General features: G+C 36.7%; 11 protein-coding genes. 7 read left to right on the forward strand and 4 right to left on the reverse strand.

The window, feature by feature from the left end; all coding sequences use genetic code 11:
- From DWU89_RS20940 to DWU89_RS18860, 4 genes are all read right to left on the reverse strand, one after another.
- A partial coding sequence (locus tag DWU89_RS20940; RefSeq protein WP_208642489.1) for a hypothetical protein occupies window positions 1-298 on the reverse strand: 298 nt, incomplete at its 3' end.
- Between the two features lie 222 nt (window positions 299-520).
- The gene (locus tag DWU89_RS18850) at window positions 521-2,608 is read right to left on the reverse strand and encodes a beta-galactosidase (protein WP_115501179.1); all 2,088 of its coding nucleotides are present in this window, start codon (window positions 2,606-2,608) and stop codon (window positions 521-523) included.
- A 35-nt stretch (window positions 2,609-2,643) separates the two neighbouring features.
- Complete coding sequence (locus DWU89_RS18855; RefSeq protein ID WP_147292148.1) at window positions 2,644-6,696, reverse strand: LamG-like jellyroll fold domain-containing protein; 4,053 nt, start codon at window positions 6,694-6,696, stop codon at window positions 2,644-2,646.
- A 10-nt stretch (window positions 6,697-6,706) separates the two neighbouring features.
- On the reverse strand, window positions 6,707-9,997 hold the full coding sequence (locus DWU89_RS18860; protein ID WP_158543407.1) for a DUF5107 domain-containing protein: 3,291 nt from the start codon (window positions 9,995-9,997) through the stop codon (window positions 6,707-6,709).
- 205 nt (window positions 9,998-10,202) lie between these two features.
- Between DWU89_RS18860 and DWU89_RS18870 the strand changes: the two genes are divergently transcribed.
- The 7 genes from DWU89_RS18870 (at window position 10,203) to DWU89_RS18900 (ending at window position 20,782) form a co-directional block, all read left to right on the forward strand.
- A complete protein-coding gene (locus DWU89_RS18870; RefSeq protein ID WP_115501183.1) occupies window positions 10,203-12,041 on the forward strand; it encodes a hypothetical protein in 1,839 nt (612 codons plus the stop codon).
- Between the two features lie 269 nt (window positions 12,042-12,310).
- Complete coding sequence (locus DWU89_RS18875; protein WP_115501184.1) at window positions 12,311-12,835, forward strand: RNA polymerase sigma factor; 525 nt, start codon at window positions 12,311-12,313, stop codon at window positions 12,833-12,835.
- Window positions 12,836-12,915: 80 nt separating this feature from the next.
- Complete coding sequence (locus DWU89_RS18880) at window positions 12,916-14,004, forward strand: FecR family protein (protein ID WP_115501185.1); 1,089 nt, start codon at window positions 12,916-12,918, stop codon at window positions 14,002-14,004.
- A gap of 114 nt (window positions 14,005-14,118) precedes the next feature.
- A complete protein-coding gene (locus DWU89_RS18885) occupies window positions 14,119-17,745 on the forward strand; it encodes a TonB-dependent receptor (protein WP_115501186.1) in 3,627 nt (1,208 codons plus the stop codon).
- 19 nt (window positions 17,746-17,764) lie between these two features.
- Window positions 17,765-19,570: a RagB/SusD family nutrient uptake outer membrane protein gene (locus DWU89_RS18890; RefSeq protein ID WP_115501187.1), complete on the forward strand. Its 1,806-nt coding sequence runs from the start codon at window positions 17,765-17,767 to the stop codon at window positions 19,568-19,570.
- A gap of 43 nt (window positions 19,571-19,613) precedes the next feature.
- The gene (locus DWU89_RS18895; RefSeq protein ID WP_147292149.1) at window positions 19,614-19,970 is read left to right on the forward strand and encodes an Ig-like domain-containing protein; all 357 of its coding nucleotides are present in this window, start codon (window positions 19,614-19,616) and stop codon (window positions 19,968-19,970) included.
- A gap of 308 nt (window positions 19,971-20,278) precedes the next feature.
- A complete protein-coding gene (locus DWU89_RS18900; RefSeq protein ID WP_115501189.1) occupies window positions 20,279-20,782 on the forward strand; it encodes an RNA polymerase sigma factor in 504 nt (167 codons plus the stop codon).
- Window positions 20,783-20,986 lie beyond the last annotated feature (204 nt).

Consider the following 20,986-nt stretch of genomic DNA (forward strand, 5'->3'; position numbering starts at 1 on the left):
CAAGACTATTATAGTAGCGATAGATATTCCAAGAAAGTGAATGAAGTCCCCCCCCCATGAAATATCGGGTGAGCCATCTTTTTTTGTAGGGGATAAGTTTAAAGATGCCGCAGAGTCGGGATAAAGCCTCGTTATGATTGCTTGGAGAGCCACAAGCAGGTTCGATGAGTGCGAGAAAAGCACCCAACTCCGAGGAAAGTGTGATGAAAGAACATTCCGCCAGCAGAACATCTTTGTCTCCTGCGGCCAGATGGTCGGCGTGTATTCTGAGCAACTGAAGATTGATTGGGTGATTCATGTTACCAAGGTGAAACGTAATATTGAGAAAAGCGGTACACCTTCATTCAGATATGAGCCGCTTACAGGTCACGAACAACAAAACAGCATTTTCAGTGATCCTGTGAAATGCTGTTTTTGTTTATAGAGCTTTTTTATCGGGTAAATTAATGAATTACAAATCGCTCTAAAATGCTGGAAACTTTTACTCGACTTTTTGAATGATTCTCTTCATTTCAATTATTTATATATCTGGTAAACTTGGAACGGGTGAGAATTTGTATATGTATGGTTTCTTCTTTCCCCGGGCGATATCATACATATTTTCGTGTGTCTGACGGGCGGCTTCTGTTAACTCCGGATAAGGGAGTGAGCAGGCATCTAAAAAACCAATGTTGAAGTTTTCCCCATCTCCACGTCCAAGAATATTCTGGTCAGCCCATTGAAACCAATGAAAACCGATTATTTCAGGTCTGGCAAAGCCGTTCTCTGCAAAAACGCGATATGCAGCAGCACGTTCTTTCTGTGAAACATTCGTCTGTAATCCACTGGTTGGCAATCCACCATCTGTACTACATCCGAAATGCCATTCAGTGATCAATATAGGTTTTCCACTTAGTTTTGACAGCTCTTCTGTTGATGGAGGAAAGGGGGCTGTGTATGCATTGAGTGAAAATACATCAAAATAACGTCCCATTTTCATCATAGTTTCAGAACTAATAAATGCATAGCGAGTCCCTAAATTTAAATGATTCGGATCTGCCTTTCTTGTTTCTTCACATTGGACACTTACCCATTCTTCAATCATTGCTGTCGTAAATTCATGAAAATCTATCTCTGCTTTTTCTGACGGGTAGCTTTTGAAAGTCTGCATAGCTAATTCATCTATAGATCTAAGTGACAGTTTCCAAGCAATGTTGAATGCGTCCACATTTGCGTATTTCTTTTTCAAGCGGGAAATAAATTCTATTTTTGTATAACTTGATTGAGTTGTTGCAAACATTTCATAAGCAATATCATTGTCTCCAAAAGCCCAATGGGGCTCATTCCCTAAAAAATAACCTATAATCAATGGATTATCTTTATCTGGAATTAACTGTGAGGCGTATTTACGTGCAATTTCACGAAATTCAGGACTGAATACGTCATGAAAGTCGCGGTAAAGCATCGTTGATGTATTGGGTAATCCATGTAAATGACGTAGATAAGGAAGGCCACCTTTTTCTTGTATATTTTGATCACTCCAATTCGCTATAGTGTTAAAACGCCAAGCTTTTAGCATCTTAGGTGTTGTTTCTTCCCATTTCTCAAGCCATTTCTCTCCGTATACTCGTATTTGATTGGCTTTAAAATAGTCGATACGCTTCATATGTCCATTTTCATAAATGGATCCATAAGAGCCTTGGGGATCAGGTAACCATGTAAGTAAATCTTCCATATCCGTATAAACGCCCGACTGACTGGGTGTTATACAACAGATTCCCGAACTTAAGAAAGCATACCCCTCCGGATCAACAAACCACCAACGTTTACCATCGTGATGTACACGGAAAAATCCTGTGGCATCAAATTTCAAAGCTTTCAATCCTCCATAGCGACTCCATGTTTGTGGAAATTCAGCTTTGGCAACAGATTTCTCTACTGCCAGGATTTTCTGTTTCAATTCAGTTTCGTTGTGTATCTTATTGGGCCATTCACGCATGGTCCATTGTCCGAACTCGTCTACATATTTTTGTGATGGGGCAGCATACTTATCTGGTAAATGATCAGTTAAATATACAGATGCTATTTCTACTTTTGTAACATATTTAGGAGACAAATGCGGAAAAATGTCTATTGATATGGATTCGATATCTTCAGGATCTAAGCGATTACCTGTACAAACTCCTTTTAATTGGCGTGGGTAGCGGGGTAAATATAGTTCTTGGGCATCCAAATAGCTCAAAGGAAATATCATTTGAGTTTTAAGTTTAGGTAATACGGTTATATAGCACCTCAACCAAGGATGTCCGTTCTGTGGCTCGCCTTTGCGGAAAAATTGAAGGTTGAGCATGGCAGTATGTTCATTAGGATGATATACTTCACATACCAAATATTTCATTTTGTGCCAATTTATCGGTTTATTCATTGGCAAATTGAGTACACTGTTTTTCTCATCAGCTTGGATAAGAAGGACTTCTTTGTCAAATATATCGGATCGAATCGTTTCATGCTTAATCGTTGATGATACGGCAGCCTGTTGTAAATCGAAATCCTGTCTTGATTGTGCATTCACATTTGACATAACAGCAAAGGATACTAAGAATAGGAATAGAATTGTTATTTTTTTCATTTATTGTTTATTTAATTATCTGGTTAATATTAAAATTATTGACAGAGAGCTTCCACATCCTCCGGTGTCCATACCCGGTTGATCATAATGAAGTCATCAGCGAGGAAATTAACGATTTTGTGTCCACCATTGTAACCACCGTGTTCTTCTGTATAGAGCCATGGCGAAGAACCTAAGAAGGTTGCTTTGTTACGATCTTTTCCTGTTATACCACCTATGCCACCGGAAAGATTTACATCTACTTTGTGAATCTGTTTGCCATCGGCATAAAGTGTTACTTTATTTTGCTCATAATCGAATGTTGCAGCTATATGCATCCATTTATTGAGCTTTGTCGGTGCAAGCCATAAACGCTTGTATTCGTCGTTGACGGGTGTTATCTCAAAATAAAGATAATTGATACCATTATTATCACCTGTGCGGAAGGTGTACCCGTTGAAGGCTGCACCGTCAGCATTACGGTTACTGAGTATTCCCGGACGGCCTTCATTGAGGACTTTCGTTATTTTCATCCAGAATGCTACTGAGAAACTTTGGTCATAATCAATTAAATCATTGTTATTGTCAAGTGTAACAAAATTCAGATTATTCAGGCTGATAGCCTGTCCATGTCTGCCCGCTTCAAAATGTGGAATGGTATCGTAAATCTCCGGTTTGGAATCCAGAAAAAACATTTTTACTTCCTTTGGACTTGTGCCTTCGTTTTTTAGCGAACCGTCAAAATGTAGCACGTAATTTATAGGTTTACGTGGTATCGTATCTATTGTTGCTGTAGAGAAGGAGGCTGTCAATGGTTTGCTTTCTTTGCCCCACGCATCGATACCATATATATTTAACGTGTATGCAGTCGCTTTTTCCAGACCTATGAACTCTATCGTTTTTGTCTTGGATGGGGGATATAGGCAAAAATCAGCCCACTCCGACAGATCCTTGACAACCTTGCCATTCTTTTTTTTAGTCAGCTTATAGCGATAACGATAAACGATGTCATTTACTTGATTATCTGGGATTAAAGGACAATCAAACTCGACCACAATCGATTTTGGCCGTACTTCAGTTAACCTCACTTCTGCATCAGGTGCAAAAAAGGGCGCATGAGCGAGCGGACGGCGTCTTGCCTCAGTATAAAGGGTTGGTTTATTCACATTGAATTTCCATACTTGATTTTCAATCCAGCGATTGTTCGTAAAATCACGTGTTTTAATGGTAACGTTTCCTCTGTCATCGGCTTCCACATAAAGCCCTTCGGACGTATTATTAAATTCCGCTTCACTACATATTGCACCTGCATGGACCCAAGTAAAACCGCCATCCTGACGGATACTTAATGGATGATTATTGACATCATGGGTGTCGCCTGAGAAAATAACCACACGATGGTGGTTACATAACATATTGTACAAATCATGTTCTGGCCCTGTCACAGCATGGTGTTGGAAAACAAAAATAGGTTTGTCTGGAGAAGCAGTTTCAGCCTCGATGATACGAGCCTCCAACCATTCCCGAATATAAGCGTATTTATTTTGATTTTTATCTGTCGCTCGCATGGTCATCTCGTTGAGCTGACCGTCGCCGGGACTTACCGTTATAAAATAATATCCATTGATAATATTCACCTCATTCGGTTTATTGCCTGTGGCACGTTCAAAGTTTTCCCATTTGTTTTCTTCATGATTTCCCATCATAATTAATGAAGGAACTTGCAGAGTCCGTTGACGTATCATTCGGAAGATAAATAATTCCGGCCAAATGCCAATTCCTCCAAGATCTCCAGTAAGTACAACACGTTCTGTTTGTAAGGCTGGATCGTTGAAAAACTCAAAAGCTTTTGCTAAGCGTTGATTATTACCGGTATTTATATTGATATTACCTCCTACATGTACATCGGTGATTACGCCAAAATTGATTTTACCATCTGAACGAGGTGTAGTAACTGTAACAACCGAGGTCCCTTTGATCCCATTGGAAGAGGTTGCTGTAATAGCCAGACTTGAAGCTTTTTCATCGGGGCCTATACTTAGCATTCCGTCAGCCGTAATACCTGTTTGGGATGAAGTGCTTCCGCTGACAGACCAAGTAACTTGCCGGTTTTCTTCTGTAACGGGCGCTTCAGCAACAAAAGACAAATGGTCTCCTTTATTCAAACGGACAGAGGAAGGATAAATAGTTGTTCCTAAGCCAACCGATAACGCTAACACATCCTCTTGTGAAAAAACGCGGCTGCTCATTACAAAATCATCAACAAGAAAGCGAATGTCATTGTTTCCTTTTCCGCATCCGTTGTAACCTCCCCGTTCAATACTGTAATTCCATGGAGACGAACCTAAGAATGTTGTCTTAAAAGGACATTCATCGGAAATACCTCCTATACCACCGGATAGTTCTGCTTCTACATTTTTGACAACCACTCCATTCACATATACTTTTATACGATTCTGAGTATAGTCGAAAGTTGCAGCCAAATGTATCCACTGTCCTATTGGGGTTGGAGTTAGCGGCAATCTGGTATATTTGCCATTCACAGGTGAATATTCGAGACAAATAAAATTTATGCCATTGTTATTGAAAGTCCGGAAAGAGAATCCGTTGTAATGTTCCCGGTTAACATTCCTGTTACTAAGAATGGCTGCTTCACCATCATTACGAACTGTTTTGACATTCATCCAAAATGCTATAGAAAAACTCTGTTCATAGTCTATCGGATCAATTTCACTATCCAATTCAACGAAATTAAGCGAACTTAGGTCTATTGCTTGACCATGAATACCTGTTTCAAAATGAGGAATTGTGTCATATAAACCAGGATTAACATCTTGGCGATACATCCTGACTGCATGATTTTTACCGTTTGATAAGTCTCCGTCAAAACAAAGTTTATAATCGAAAGGCTTAGGTAAGATTACATTTTTTTCGATTGTTTTGAATGTGGTAGATATATATTGGGTACTTTCTTTTAGCCAAGCATCTAAAGCATATACACGGACCTCATACTCTGTGTTTTTTTGAAGCCCTCTTAGGTTTAGCTTTATTGTATCTGAAAACAAATTGGGCTGAAATTCAAAATGTTTCACCTGCTTACCAGTTGCTTTCTCTATCAATTCACTACGATACTTGAAAACGATATTGTTTACCGGGTTAGGGGTAGGTATAATCGCGTTTTTAAATGTAAGAACGGCCGTATTTGTTGTAATATTCTTTACTTTTATACCTGCATCTGATACGAATTCTGGAGCTTGTGACTGCGGCATACGAATTGAATCGGTATAAGGTAATGTTTTATGAATGTTAAACTGCCATTCTTGAATTTTTATTCCACGATTGAAATCATGCGTAGTTATCTTGACATTCCCTTTTTTGTCGGCATCAACTAGTAACCCTTGTGCTACAAGACCGGTCACTGCTGTGTTGACTTCTGTAAATCCATCATCCTGACGGATACCTAACGGAGAATTATTCGGCAAATGGATATGACCGGAAAAGTAAATTACTTGCGGATCATTGTCAAAAAGTCCTTTCAGTCCGAGATTCTTAGAAAGAGGATGATGTGCGAACACAAAAACAGGCTTTTTCCCGGAAGCGGTTTTCGCTTTTACCACTTGTTCATGAAGCCAGTCTCGAATATATTCGTATGCATCAACGTTATAGTCAGTTGCTCGCTTAGTTATTGTATCTAATGTTCCAGCTCCCGGGCTGACTGTAATAAAATAAAATCCATTTATGACGTTTACGTCATTTCCTTTACAACCTGTGGCTTTTTCAAAAAAATCCCAATTATTGGCGTCGTGGTTACCCATCGATGCCAAAAGAGGAACTCGTAAATGTTGCTCCTTGATACGACGGAACACTTCAAATTCGTTCCATGTACCATAATCTGTAAAATCGCCTACTGCCACAACTCGGTCCAAATGAAGTTTCGGAATGCTGAAATAATCGAACGCATTTTGTAAGCATAGGTTATTTCCTGCTCCGAGAATGGGGGTGATTCCCGTGTGCATATCTGAAATGACACCAAAGCGTATATTGTTTTGTGCCCGGAATGTTATAACATTCAATAAAACAACAGTCAGAATTAAAAATATCTTTCTCATTTTGATCAAATTATTGGATAGACATATAATACTTGGCCCACAAATTATTATTATGCCGTTCAAGTGATTTCTGAAATAGTTCTGCTGCTTTCTCGTTATTTCCTAATCCTTTATTTCCTAAAGCCTGAAGATAATACCCTTGTGATATGTATTTGTCAGCGGCAGAAACTTCTTCTACTCCGATGCCTGTTTTGGATGCACCGTTTTTAATGATAGATTCTCCTTGCTTGATAAGTTCCTCAAACATAGTATTGACTTTTTCATTTTGGCCGAGTGCTTCATAAGCCATTGCCTGGTAATAAACAAGATCTGCTTGACCATTATTTTTCGTCTTTGTACTTTTCAGATAAAAACTTTTTGCATTTTTTTTCTGTCCTAATTTATCATATGCTTGTCCCATGAAATAATACATCATTGCAGCTCGACCATCGTTCAAAGCCTTTCCTACTTCAAGATTTTCAGGATATAGTAAAGCTTCATTTAATTCGTCAACAGCATCTTTATATAGATTTTTACTCATTAGTTCCAATGCTTTTAGTACATGTGTATCAACATAAAATTCATGTATTTCACGGGCACCTTCCCAAGTCCTAAAATGGTGTGTCCTCAACAAATCGATTGCTTTGTCGTATTCACCGTTCAAATTATATAATTTGACTAATTTTTGAGGAGCCGTGATATCTTGTTTTACAATGTCGAGATTTTTTTCAAAAAGAGTAAGACACTCCTTGAAATCTTTTTTCGAAAGGTCATAGTAATTTTCAACTTCAGCATACCATGATGGTTGAGTTGCGTCTGTAGCAATTGCTTTTTTCATATATGAGATTGCTTTATCTACATCATTTTGTTGATAAAAAGCAGCAAATGCGAGGTTACGCCACACCATAGGGAAACAAGCTTCTATCTGAGATGCTGTTTGCCATGCTTGTATTGCTTCAGAAGGTCGTCTATCGTAAAGTAGGTTGCCCTGAAGATAGAATGCTACTGCATTTTGGGTATCTTTTTCAACTGCATATTTCAATATTCGTTGAGATGTTTCTCTGAATGGGAAACAGTAGTCGTATGGCATTTTACCAGCAGCAGTCAGCATCTCTTTTGCTTGGTCTGGTTTACCTGTCTTTTTAAGAAGCCATGCTAAATAGTAACGAACCATTGGATTTTTAGGCTTCGAAAGTGATGATAGTAAATGGATTGCATCGTCGAACAATCCGGCATTCACGTAATTCAATGCTATGTCAATATAATTATTATCTACATCTTGCATATTTTTATGCCATTTATCCATATTTCCTTTATTTTGCAATAATTCTTTTTCGTAAATAGCGGAAAAATTAATCGGATCTTTCTTTAAAAAATTGTCAATCAGCGTTAATGCCTCTGCTTTTTTCCCTGTTTTTCGTAACAATGCACTATAAAGTAGGGTAATAGCTCCTTCGTTGTTGTTTGTTGAATATGCATTTCGGATTTGTTCAAGTCCTTTTTCATAATTTCCCCGATAACTTTCCATCTGTGCCAATTGATAATATGCAGGAGAAAACCATTCATAATACCAGGTTGCCCGATAAAAATTGGTGTATGCTTCTTCGTATTTTCCCAATCCTTTTTGTGCCAAAGCTAAGTAATAGAACAATTCGCCTTCTTTGGGCTGGATAAATTGAACCTGCAGTTTGTCATATGCTTTTTGTAAGAATTCTTCTGCTTCCAGATAGCGCCACTGACTAAGCCGACGAATACCCATTGCGATATTAACGCGGTAATCATCCGGTGATTTTTGCAGAGCTTCCATATAATATTCATCTGCAGTTCGGCCTGTTCGCGAAAATTGTTCAACAAAGCGTCCGGCTAAATACAAATCTTCAACTGATTCGATATCTTTCGGGTTTCCCGGATAGTATTGCCGTTCAGGTAGAGTTGGTTTTTGAGGCCGATAAGGCTTGTAGGATATTAAAGTCTGCCCGGTCGCATCCTGTAATTCAACATAAAGTTGATATTCATCCAATGTTTTTTTACTTTTGTAGGTGTCTGTATAAGGTGTTGCCGGATCAATTGTAATCTTTTTGGTAACCAATGTTTCGTCACCGTATTTTAAGGAAATTGTAGCATCTTTATAAAGTTGTGTTGTATTAAATCCGTAAAAAACAGTTTTATCATTGCGCATCTGAAGAGTGACAGAAGCATCAATCGTTGCATTCTTGACAATTTCCAGATCCCGTACCGGTGACCAATAATTAATAGCCTCTTTTACAGAATAAGGAGAAAACCAACTATAATCAGGTTGGTTGTTAGAATAGGTTCCAGTCATTAGCTCGACATAATCATGCGCATTGTCGGACAATTTTTTACGTGCGTTTAATCCTTCTTGCCCAGGGCCAAATTGCCATAATTTGGACGTCCTATTATGGTAGATATCTCCAACATGCAATGTCCCTGCCTTTTTCGCATAGTCGTATCCGCCGATAAAGCCTTTCTTTCCTTGCCAAAAGAAGAAGGATATTGGAGTGGGGTGGTTTTTCCACCAGGTAAGATCTACATTTCGATAATCTACACCTCGATAGGTTCCATCAGCAATTGGCCAGTGGATATATTCGCTATTATTATGAAAAGTACCTATTTCTTGTTCCGGTGGCCAAAACGTGCGGAAATTTTCGTCTGCAGAAATAGCAACATTTGCCCAAAAGAGGAAATTTCGTGTGATACTATTACTGTTTCCTAAATAATATGTAGTTTCAATATACGAACGTCCGGGCCGGAGTGTGATTCCGATTACACCTCTTAATCCTAAGCCACGTTCTGTTTCCCCTACCCAAACAGTCGCGCTACCGTCTGTATTTTCGACTAGTCGATAATCAGCAGGTAGTAATGTTGTCGGTCTGTGGTGATGTGGGAAACACCATTCGATACCTCCAGATATCCAGGCCCCTAATGTGCCTATTAGATCAGGCTTAATTTCTTGATTTCTATGAAAAAGCTGGTGCCCATTTGTTTTATCTATAGCACTCAAAAGTCGTCCTCCGAAAGCAGGGATAATGGTGACTTTGAGATACTCGTTTTCTAAATAAACCATGTTATATGTTTCAGTTGTCAGCTTGTCTCCAAGACTTGTTTGCGCAGGATATGGGTAATAATGTCCTGCAGCGCCTTGCACACTTCGCCCGGTATAAAAAATCGGACTTGGGTTATTGGCCCCCATCTTGTAAGTCGGTATAGACTCTTCTCCTTCATAAACTTTGACAGATTGTACCTGTCCATAAACGCTAAAAATAAAAGCATTTAATAATAACAATAATACATTACGTTTCATAAGTAGCATATTATAAGGTTTAAAACTATTTTATCAAATATGATCTCTGGATGAAGACCTTTTATTCTTATAGACTGAAGTAAAAATGTTTTTGTACTCACGATTTTGATTTTTACCTTATAAATAATAAAGTTTATGAGTACAAAATGATTATTATACTGGTCTTTTATATAGATAGTAGAAAAAATGTGTAATGGATTGAAATATGAGAAATAAAGCATTAATAGTCAGTGTAACTGTTTTTTCGGCATACTTGACTACAGCGGCTCAGACTATTCTTCAAATAACGGATTTTAACTGTAAAGCAGGTGGTAGGAATAATTGTGTTCCTGCTGTTCAAGCCGCATTGGCTACTTGTAATGATAATGACTCTACGATAATAATGTTTCCTAAAGGACGTTATGACTTTTGGCCGTCTTCTGAAAATCAGGGATTTGAGGTTGGTTTTGATTTGAAAGAAAAAAAGAATGTGATCATCGAAGGAAATGGATCCGAATTTATATTTCATGGCAACATGCAAATTGCAATGTTGGATGAATGCGAACAAGTCACACTTCGTAACTTTTCGGTGGATTGGGAACGTCCATATATCTCACAGGCGGAAATTTTGCATGTAACAGATGGCTACATAGATATGAAAATAGATTCTGAAAAATATCCTTATGTGATTGAAAAGGGGAAAATTCTATTTGTGGGAGAGGGATGGAAACTACCGGTAATCCTTACCTATAATAATTTATTCGATCAAGTTACAAAAGAAATTGTATCACAATCATGGGATGCTCCGTTGGGAGATACCTTTGAACAAGAAGCAGAATATTTAGGGAATGACATCGTCCGATTTTATGGTGGAAAACGACAAGTGACGCCTTCTCCTGGAAATATAGTAACCCTTTTTCATGCTCGTTATATGACTAATGGAATTCATATTAGAAAGAGTAAAAACACGGTACTCCAAAATTTGGTTATTTATCATGCACTTAGTCATGGTGTATTGGGCGAAATGAGCGAAAATATTACAATGGATAATACCTCGATGACAGTTAATGAAGCAAAAGGACGTGTTTTTAGTATAGTGGCAGATGCATCCCATTTTCTTAATTGTAAGGGTGTCATTAAAGTAGAAAATTGTGCTCATACGGGGATGGGGGATGATTTTATTAATGTACATGGTCGTAATGTGATAATTCAGAAAGTAGAAGATCGGCATACAATTGTAACAAATATAAAAGGGTACTGCAACCAGATTGGTGATGAGATGTGGTTGCTTCGCCAAAATAAAGCTCAACGTGGAGAGATTTATATAATAGAAACAATTACCCCGGTTTATCAAGATCAAAAATTAATTGGATATCGCATTTCTTTTAAGACAGATTTACCTGAAGATATTAAACCCGGTGATTTTTTTGAGAATAAAACATGGACAGCCTCGCTTGAATTGCGAGGGTGTCGCATATTGAAAAGGCATCGTGCACGAGGTATTTTAGTGACAACCCCTCAAAAGGTAGTTATTGAAAATAATTACTTCCGCACAGCAGGTACTGCAATTTTGATAGAAGGAGATATTGATCATTGGTTCGAATCTGGTGCAAATACAAATGTACAAATACGTAATAATGTTTTTGAAGATTGTCTCACATCAGGGAATCGTGATGGTGATCGTTGGCAGTGGGGAGATGCTGTTATTACAATAACACCTTCACATAAACCGACGAGCGAAAAGACCGAACCTTATCATCAAAATATCTGGATATATAACAATACGTTTAAAGTTTTTGATGCTCCATTACTTCGTGCACGTTCGGTGAGAGGTTTGCGATTTACAAATAACGAAGTGCTAAAAACAACAAGCTATCAACCTTATTTATGGCAAAAGTCTGCATTCTTATTTGATGGATGTCGTGATGTTCTTATTTGGGATAATCACTTAGATGTTAACTACATCACACGGGATGTATTAATTGAACATATGAAGCGATCTGATATTAAAACGAAAGGCTTTAAAGTGATTTCTGTAAAAGGAATGAAAACGTACTTAAATTGAATTAGAATAGTTTTATGTACAAATTGCATGTTTTGCAATCAAAATGTAACAATGTTAAAATTGACTGGTTGGAATATAATATACAATAAAATGGACAAAATCATACAATTGAATATACTTACAACGGATAAATTTGGCATAGGCTTGTTTATCAAAAGCTATATAATGAGATATGTGGGTTTGATATCTTATTTTTATCCTATCTCTTCACTAAATATAAGTAGTTGTTAGGATAGCATAGTTCATTAATTAAATAACGAAATATTGAGATGAAGACTATTTGGGAACAATTTATCAACAATGATGAAAATGCTTTTGCGGCTTTGTTTGAAGAAACATCTGGGCCACTATATAAATACGGCTTGAAGTTTATGGCTGATGAAGATACTGTCAAAGATTGTATTCAAGATCTATTTATCAAATTATATAAAAACCGTCATTCTCTTCCAAAACTTGAAAACCCTACTTTTTACCTGTTTCGTTCCTTGAAAAATTTATTGTTCGATGCAATATTACAAAAAGAGAAGGTTGTTTATTTGTCTCCGCAGGAAATATCATTTCATGCGGATTTTTTTTATGACAATCAAGAGGAGCCAGTTGATGATAATATAAAAGAAAAATTTGAAGAAGTTGTCAATTCTTTATCAGACAGACAAAAAGAGGCTATCTATCTACGTTATCAGGCCGATATGTCATATGATGAAATATCAAAATTATTAGACATAAACTATCAGTCTGCACGAAATCTTGTTCATCGTTCTATTGAAAAAATACGTTCTGCAATAAAAAATTAAAGATTATGAGTACAAACAAACATCTTTACAGGTCTATAATATAGTAAAGTAAGATAAATCAGAAAAATGTAATCACAATTATGCAAAAAAAACAATATAAAAGTTCATTAGGGGAATTACGAACTATAATCAAAAGCATAAAAGTTAGAGAAAGAGAAATTTCATTTGAAACAAAAGATGAGATGTGGAAAAATATACAAGCTTCCACTATCTGTAAAACTGTACAATTGAGGCTGTTTCTTCGATATGCTGCAGTTATAGCTCTTTTGGCTGCAACTGGTCTTTATTTATATTTTCACAATTACGACAATGAAATAATTGATTATGAATTATTTATTTCTGAAAATATTGAAGTCCAAAAAGAAGCTAAAAATGTAGTTGTTATATTACCAGACCAAAATGTAATAGAAGTTGAAGACTCAAATGTAGAATTAGTTCTTGATGTACAGGGAGAAATGAGTATCAATGCTAAAACGGTAAACAATAAAAGTTTATCGAAACATTCTTCCATAAATTATAGTCAGTTATGGGTCCCTTACGGAAAAACATCTAGTATTGTTATGAGTGATGGAACTAAAGTCTGGATAAATTCGGGAAGTCACGTTGTTTATCCCACGAAATTCAGCGAGCAAAAACGTGAGATTTATGTTGAAGGTGAAGTTTATCTGGAGGTTACTCGTAATCCGGACTGTCCATTTGTCGTCCAAACAAATAAATTAGAAATTGAAGTGTTGGGAACTTCTTTTAATGTATCAGCCTATAAAAATGATGATTCTCAATCAGTGGTATTAGCTACCGGTTCTGTTTCTGTGAGAGATGCAAAAAAAGAGATAAGTACAACTATCAAGCCAAACCAAAGATTTACGTTTGAAAATACAACTAAGGAAACACGAATAGAAAATGTTGATGTATTAGGTTCAATTTCCTGGAAATATGGTTTTCTTCTCTTTGAAAAGGAAAAATTGGATAAAGTATTTAGGAAGATCGAACGATATTATAATATACCGTTGAAATATGATTCCAAAAAAATGAAAGATATTTCTTTAAGTGGAAAATTGGATTTAAAAGAAAATATTGAAGAAATACTTCAAATTATATCTATCACAGTACCTATTGAGTATGAGGTCAGAGACAATGAGATTGAAATTAATATTAAAACAACAAAATAGTAAATGATATGGAAAATAACTAACAAGATCAAGAGATGCTGCGAGATATGGAAATATTAATGTAGCGGTGAATTAGGAATTTAATCTTTTTAATCGATAAATATCTATAAAATCATGAAAATCACATCTTGCTTTTTTTATTTGTATGTGGAGTTGCATAATTTTTCACGATTAATTAATACTGTCTTATTATTGCTAATAATAACGACATGTAGTTGGGCTACTCCTGTTCAAACTTATGCTCAGAGCACAGAGATCAATCTTTCTTCTGGAGAAAAAACATTGGAAGAGTTATTCAACGAGATCGAAGAAAAGAGTGAATTCATCTTCCTCTATAATGATAATGTGATCAATTTATCAAAAAAAGTTCGGATTCAGAATAATGTAGACAATATAGAAGAAATTTTGAAACAAGCTTTAGCTGGCAGTTCTGTAAATTATAAAATTATTGATAGACAGATAATCTTTTATCTGGATGAAAAAAAAGAATTAAATTTTGAAAGAATCTCTTCACTTCAGCCGGATAACACAGTTCAAATATCGGGAAAAGTTACTGATAAAAGAAAAGAACCTCTTGGAGGAGTTAATATTATTGAAAAAGGAACAACTCATGGAGTAATGACTAATATTGACGGAGATTTTACGCTGAGGGTTATGAAAGGTGCAATCTTACAATTCTCATTCGTTGGCTTTATACCACAAGAAATAAGGATAAATAATCAGAGAACCCTTTCTGTTGTTTTAGAAGAAGATCTCCAAAATATAGAGGAAGTTGTTGTAGTCGGGTATGGGACACAGCGAAAAGCTAATTTAACCGGTGCTGTGCAAACTGTTGGATCGAAAGCTATTGAGGGGCGTCCGATCACAAATGTTAATCAGGCTTTGCAAGGTGTTGCTGCTAATGTGAATATTACACAAACAACAGGTCGTGCAAACAGTTCTCCGGATATTAATATTCGTGGCTATACATCAATTAATGGTGGAAGCGCACTTATCTTGTTAGATAATGTTCCTGTCAGTGCAAATGAATTAGCGCGTATTAATCCGGAAGATATCGAAAATGTTTCGATTTTAAAAGATGCTGCCTCTGCTGCGATTTATGGGGGGCGTGCCTCATTTGGTGTTATTTTAATTACGACAAAAAAAGCAAAAGCTGATAAATTAGAAATTAGTGCTGAAGCTTCTGCCGGATTCCGTACATTTTCAACACTACCAGAGCTCGTAACTGATCCTCTTGAGCACATGACGTTAGCAAATCCATCTTCAACCCGTAAACCTCTTTTTTATGAGGAAGAATTTGAATACGTACGTAAGATGCAAGCAGAACCTGATAAATATCCGGCATACCGAGTAATTGGTAACGGAATTATGTCTGGATTATATTCTACGCAAGGAGCATGGGCTTGGTATCAAGACATTGATTACAATGATGCTTTCCTTCGTGATCTGTCGCCGACATATAATGCAAATGTCCGTATCGCTAATCGCAATGATAAGATGTCTTATTCCGTTAGTGGTGGATATTATCATCAAGATGGAATGATGCGTTATGGAAATGATAAGTTGGACAGGCTAAATATGCGTAGTAATGGAAGTTATAAACTGACTAATTGGTGGGAGCTTGGAAGCAATATGGCATTTAATTACCAAAAATACGATCAACCAGAATCTGGAGTGGAAAAATATTTCTGGCAAATTAGCCGTAGTCCGATGAGGGCTATCTATAATCCGGATGGAACGTATGGATATAATGGTGCAAATATTATCGGCTTAGCTAAAGATGGAGGGCGTAAAGTTGAAAATTGGAACCAAACACAAGTCTCGCTGAACACGACTATCGATATTATAAAAAATGAATGGACGGTAAAAGCAGATGCCAATTTCCGTTTCACAAATTCCAATACAAAGGCGGAGCATTATCCTGTTTATTGGAAGGAAGGACCTGATATTCCGTTGAAAGAGGTATATGGAGATTTGGGTGATGGAATGCAAAACATGAACTACGCCTATACACGATCTGATCAGAATACATATCAAGTATATAATATATATACTGATTATAATAAAACGTTTAAAGAGAAGCATAATTTACATGTAATGTTGGGATTTAACCAAGAACATACGAAAGAGACGTTTTCATGGATACGTCGTTCGGACATTATCAGTACGAATCTACCGACAATTAATTTAGCTACGGGAACGACTCAAGTAGAAGAGTCAATCCAAGAGTTGTCCCTTCGCGGAACATTTGGTCGTGTAAATTATGCATATGACAATAAGTATTTATTTGAATTTAACGGACGTTATGATGGCTCTTCCCGTTTTCCTAAAGATAGTCGCTTTGGCTTTTTTCCTTCAGGGTCAGTCGGTTGGGTTATTTCTCGAGAAAAATTTATCCAACCGGTAATCAATTTTGCTAAAATTGATCAATTGAAACTGAGGGCTTCTTATGGGGTATTGGGAAATCAGGTATTATCAAATTATTATCCTTATGTGGCCACGATGTCCTCAGATTATCTTACATTTCCTATTAACGGTAATCGGCCGCTATATGTTAATCAGCCGGAGGTTGTGTCAAATAATATGACATGGGAAACTGTACGAACATTAAATTTTGGCGGAGATATTACGTTATTAGACAATCGTTTCAATTTGTCATTTGATAAATATATCCGTTATACAGAGGATATGTTGGTGCAGAGTAAAGAGCTTCCAGCTGTATTTGGGGCAGATTCTCCAAAAGAAAATGCCGGCGATCTAAAAACTAAAGGTTGGGAATTGACATTAAGTTATCGTGATAATTTTGAAGTAGGAGGTTCTCCTTTGACAGTGGGCCTGACATTCAATCTTTCCGATGCTCGTACATGGGTAACAAGATTTGATAATGAAACAAAAAATATTGATAATGGTACGAGACCAGGTACTGCCAATTTTTATAAAGGGCAGGAAATTGGAGAAATTTGGGGACTTGTTACAGACGGATTTCTGACTAAAGATGATCTGATATTGGATGTTAATGGCAATCCTACGGGTAAGGCGAAAATAGATCAGACAGAAGTAGCAGAGGAGGATAATGGTAGGACGGTATATGAAGGTGACCTTAAATTTAAGGATCTTAATGGTGATGGCAAAATCACTTATGGGAAAAGGAATGTTGATGATCCGGGTGATCGTCGTATTATAGGTAACACACAAGCTCGTCTTCCTTATAGTTTTACAATTGATGCTGCTTATAAAGGTTTTGATCTTCGGGCATTTTTCTACGGTGTGGGAAAGCAGGATTGGTATCCAGTTGGTAACTTCCATGATTTTTGGGGTGTATTTTCTAATCCATGGTCATCTGCAATCAAAGCAAATCGTGATCACTGGACACCGGAAAATCCCAATGCTTATTTCCCTCGTTTGAAACCATACGTAGCAGAAAATACCGAATTAGCAGCACCACAGACTAAATATCTGCAAGATGCCTCTTATTTTCGTTTGAAAAACTTAACAATAGGTTATACATTACCTGGTACGTTAACTAAAAGAATTCATATTGAACGTCTGCGTTTCTATATTAGTGCAGAGAACCTGTTTACAATCAATCATTTGAAAGTAAAGGGTATTGATGCAGAATTGGCGACCAGCGTGCAAAATTATCAATACAATACAGGTACTGACAAATCAGTAACCCTTACAAATAGTGCTTATTATCCTCAACAGAGGGTGTACACAGTGGGATTCAATTTGAATTTTTAATTATTAAAAAGAGAATATTATGAACAAGTATATTTTATTTCTGACAGTTTTGTCTATCATAATGACGGCTTGCAATGATGACTTTATGGATAAGTTGCCTCAAACGGAAATTACAGCTGAAAAGTTCTTTAATACTCCAGAAGATTTGAATACATACATTAATGGACTGTATAATGAAAGCCTTTTATATATCCGTAATAATTGTGATAATGAGGCTTTTTCCGATAATATAGCATATCGGGGAACGACCAGTGACGAATACACCATGTTAAAAGGAAATTACTCAAAAGAAACAGCTCCTAAGTGGGGAAAAGAAGATTGGGAAGCATTACGAAGTGTCAATGTTTTTCTAACTAATTCAGTCAAAGCAGTTGGTAGCGAAACTGAAATCAAGCATTATATTGGTATCGGACGTTACTTCCGTGCTGTATTTTATATAGATAAATTACAAAAATATTCAAATGTCCCTTGGTATAACAAGCCTTTAAGAACTGATGATCCGGATCTTTATAAGCCGGCAGATTCTCGTACACTTGTTGTTGATTCGATTATTGCAGATCTGGAGTTTGCTACCGCTAATATAAAAACGGATATTGGCAACAGGACAACAATTACCAAGTATGCTGCTCAATTTTTATTGGCTCGTTTCTGTCTTCAGGAAGGGACAACCCGGAAATACCGGAAAGAATTGAATTTATTTAATACGGCTAACGCTTTCATCGAGAAAGCAGCCCAAGTGGCTCAGGATATCATGGAATCTAAAAAATTCAATATTACCGGAAAAGGTTCAGATGGTTATTCTGCGCTTTTCACTAGCGCAGATCTATCAAGTAACAATGAAATTATCTTGATGGGTGAATACACATTGGGAGCAGGTGATGGCAATAGCTCATTCTATGGTTTATACGGAGAAAGTGGGCTTAGCCGTACATTAATGGAATCATATTTGATGAAAGACGGTTCACGTTTCACGGAACAACCAAGCTATGATAAAAAAGAATATACAGATATCTTTGTTGATCGTGATCCTCGTCTTTGCGCAACATTTGCATATCCCGGATTTTCTAAACCGGCCAGTAGTAGTCCTTATTACGTTCATATCAAAGTCGGAGGATACGAGGCTATCAAGTATTATCCTCGTTCGATAGAAACATTGGGTTCTAATACTTGGAGGGGCTGTTACAATGATTTACCGGTCTATCGTTATGGTGAGGTATTACTTATTTATGCTGAAGCTAAAGCGGAATTAGGAACATTAACTCAAGAAGATCTTGATATATCTATCAATATAATTCGTGATCGTGTTGATCTTCCTGCATTAAACTTAGCCATCGCAAACAATGATATCGATCCTATTCAGGCTGCACAGTACCCCAACGTCAGTGGAACAAACAAGGGGGTAATACTTGAAATACGTCGTGAACGTCGTGTAGAGTTGGCACTCGAAGGTAACCGCTTACAAGACATCCATCGTTGGGCGGTCGGCGAGTTGTTGGCAAAAGCTCCACAGGGTGTCTATATTTCTGGTCTTGGAGCATATGATGTTACAGGTGATGGTATTCCTGATTATGCGTTTTTGGCATCTAAAAATGATGAAAGTCCAATTGCAGATTTACCTGCAGACCAGAGAGAAAATCTTACCATATATTATCTGGATGAAAATGCAAATGCATTCTATTTATCTGAAGGTACTCAAGGGTTCATCATGTTTGCGACCGACAGGGATAATCCGCGTAAATGGATCGATCCACAATATTATTATCGTCCTATATCTGTTCAGGATCAGTTATTGAATCCTTCGTTAGAACAAGTATTTGGATGGTAGACTGGAGTATATAGTAATAGTAATTATATTAATAGAGAAAGAAATGAGAATAGATTTAAAGAATAGAAGTATAGGTCTCTTTTTATGTGTGATATTAGGATTTGCATGCAATAGATATGCTGATTTCGATTATTTCGATCGGGATGCTGTTATTACGGATATTTATACGAATATTAGTGAAGCAGTCTTAGCTCCTGGAGGCATACAACAAGTTACATATTGGCCTATACCTGCGAATGCAGATCCGATGAAACTAAAGTGGACGACCAGTAACTCTGAAGTTGCTATTGTTAATGAATGGGGTGTTATTACGGCTGTTGGAAAAGGAAGTGCAGATATAATCGTTAGTGATGGAAGCATAAGTAAGACGATTCTGGTTACTGTCAATCTTCAGGAATGAAGTACTGATGTGGTTGAAGAGAGTATTCAATCCTATTTGCATGGGAAAAAGTAGGTATGCACAAGCTATGGAATATAGAAATGGATATGTCGAATAATTACGCTTGTAAATACTATATATTTGCAAGCGTAAAAGTTGAATATATTGTTCATTATTAAGTGGTTTTTCTATTTAAATATTAAGATTGATGCTTAATATTTAATCTTGCAAAAATAAATAGCTATTTTTATTTTAAACTCTTATTTTTGTTTTCTATTAAGCGCTAAATATAGGATATAACCGTTATTTAACATTCAAAAGTTAGTAATATGAATGGAATACAATTTCAACAGAAATTATTAGGCTTACAAGAAAACATGATGAATTTTGCACTCATGCTTACTGCGAACCGGGAAGATGCCTTGGATTTATTGCAAGACACAACGCTGAAAGTTTTAAACAATCAGGAGAAATTCGTCGACAACGTTAATTTCAAAGGATGGGTTTTAACTGTCATGCGTAATCTTTTTATCAACAATTATTACAAGGTGGTACGCGTCCAGACATTTGTTGACTCAAGTGCAGATTTGTACAATCTGGAGATTGCCAATGATTCTGGACTTGACTCACCGGATAAAGCATATCAAATTAAAGAGATTACAAAAGCGATTAACAGCTTGAATGAAGAGTATAAGATTTCTTTTTCAATGTTTTTGAGCGGCTACAAATACAACGAAATTGCGGAAAAGCTTAATGTCCCATTAGGAACAGTGAAAAGCCGTATTTTCTTTGCACGTCAGGAATTGCAGAAAGCGTTAAGGGATTTTCATTAATCCTAATGCTTTTCTTACCTGCAAAAACGGTCACAGAGTATTTTATTTTGTGACCGTTTTTATTAATTTAGTAGCTATGGCAGAAACATCTGTTTACGGCTCACCCGAAATCATTGGGGATGACCATAAGGATGAGGCAAATTATACAATAACCCTCTTTTTGGGCGTTTTTCTATTTCGTCCGAAAAGTTGATCGATTTTAGA

Source organism: Parabacteroides acidifaciens, from assembly GCF_003363715.1.
GTDB lineage: Bacteria > Bacteroidota > Bacteroidia > Bacteroidales > Tannerellaceae > Parabacteroides > Parabacteroides acidifaciens.

Excerpts from the sequence above, each read along its gene's own strand:
- DWU89_RS18885 (WP_115501186.1), top strand. The coding sequence starts at position 14,119 with ATGAAAATCACATCTTGCTTTTTTTATTTGTATGTGGAGTTGCATAAT.
- DWU89_RS18875 (WP_115501184.1), top strand. The coding sequence starts at position 12,311 with ATGAAGACTATTTGGGAACAATTTATCAACAATGATGAAAATGCTTTT.
- DWU89_RS18900 (WP_115501189.1), top strand. The coding sequence starts at position 20,279 with ATGAATGGAATACAATTTCAACAGAAATTATTAGGCTTACAAGAAAAC.
- DWU89_RS18870 (WP_115501183.1), top strand. The coding sequence starts at position 10,203 with ATGAGAAATAAAGCATTAATAGTCAGTGTAACTGTTTTTTCGGCATAC.
- DWU89_RS18855 (WP_147292148.1), bottom strand. The coding sequence starts at position 6,696 with ATGAGAAAGATATTTTTAATTCTGACTGTTGTTTTATTGAATGTTATA.
- DWU89_RS18890 (WP_115501187.1), top strand. The coding sequence starts at position 17,765 with ATGAACAAGTATATTTTATTTCTGACAGTTTTGTCTATCATAATGACG.
- DWU89_RS18850 (WP_115501179.1), bottom strand. The coding sequence starts at position 2,608 with ATGAAAAAAATAACAATTCTATTCCTATTCTTAGTATCCTTTGCTGTT.
- DWU89_RS18860 (WP_158543407.1), bottom strand. The coding sequence starts at position 9,997 with ATGAAACGTAATGTATTATTGTTATTATTAAATGCTTTTATTTTTAGC.
- DWU89_RS18880 (WP_115501185.1), top strand. The coding sequence starts at position 12,916 with ATGCAAAAAAAACAATATAAAAGTTCATTAGGGGAATTACGAACTATA.
- DWU89_RS18895 (WP_147292149.1), top strand. The coding sequence starts at position 19,614 with ATGAGAATAGATTTAAAGAATAGAAGTATAGGTCTCTTTTTATGTGTG.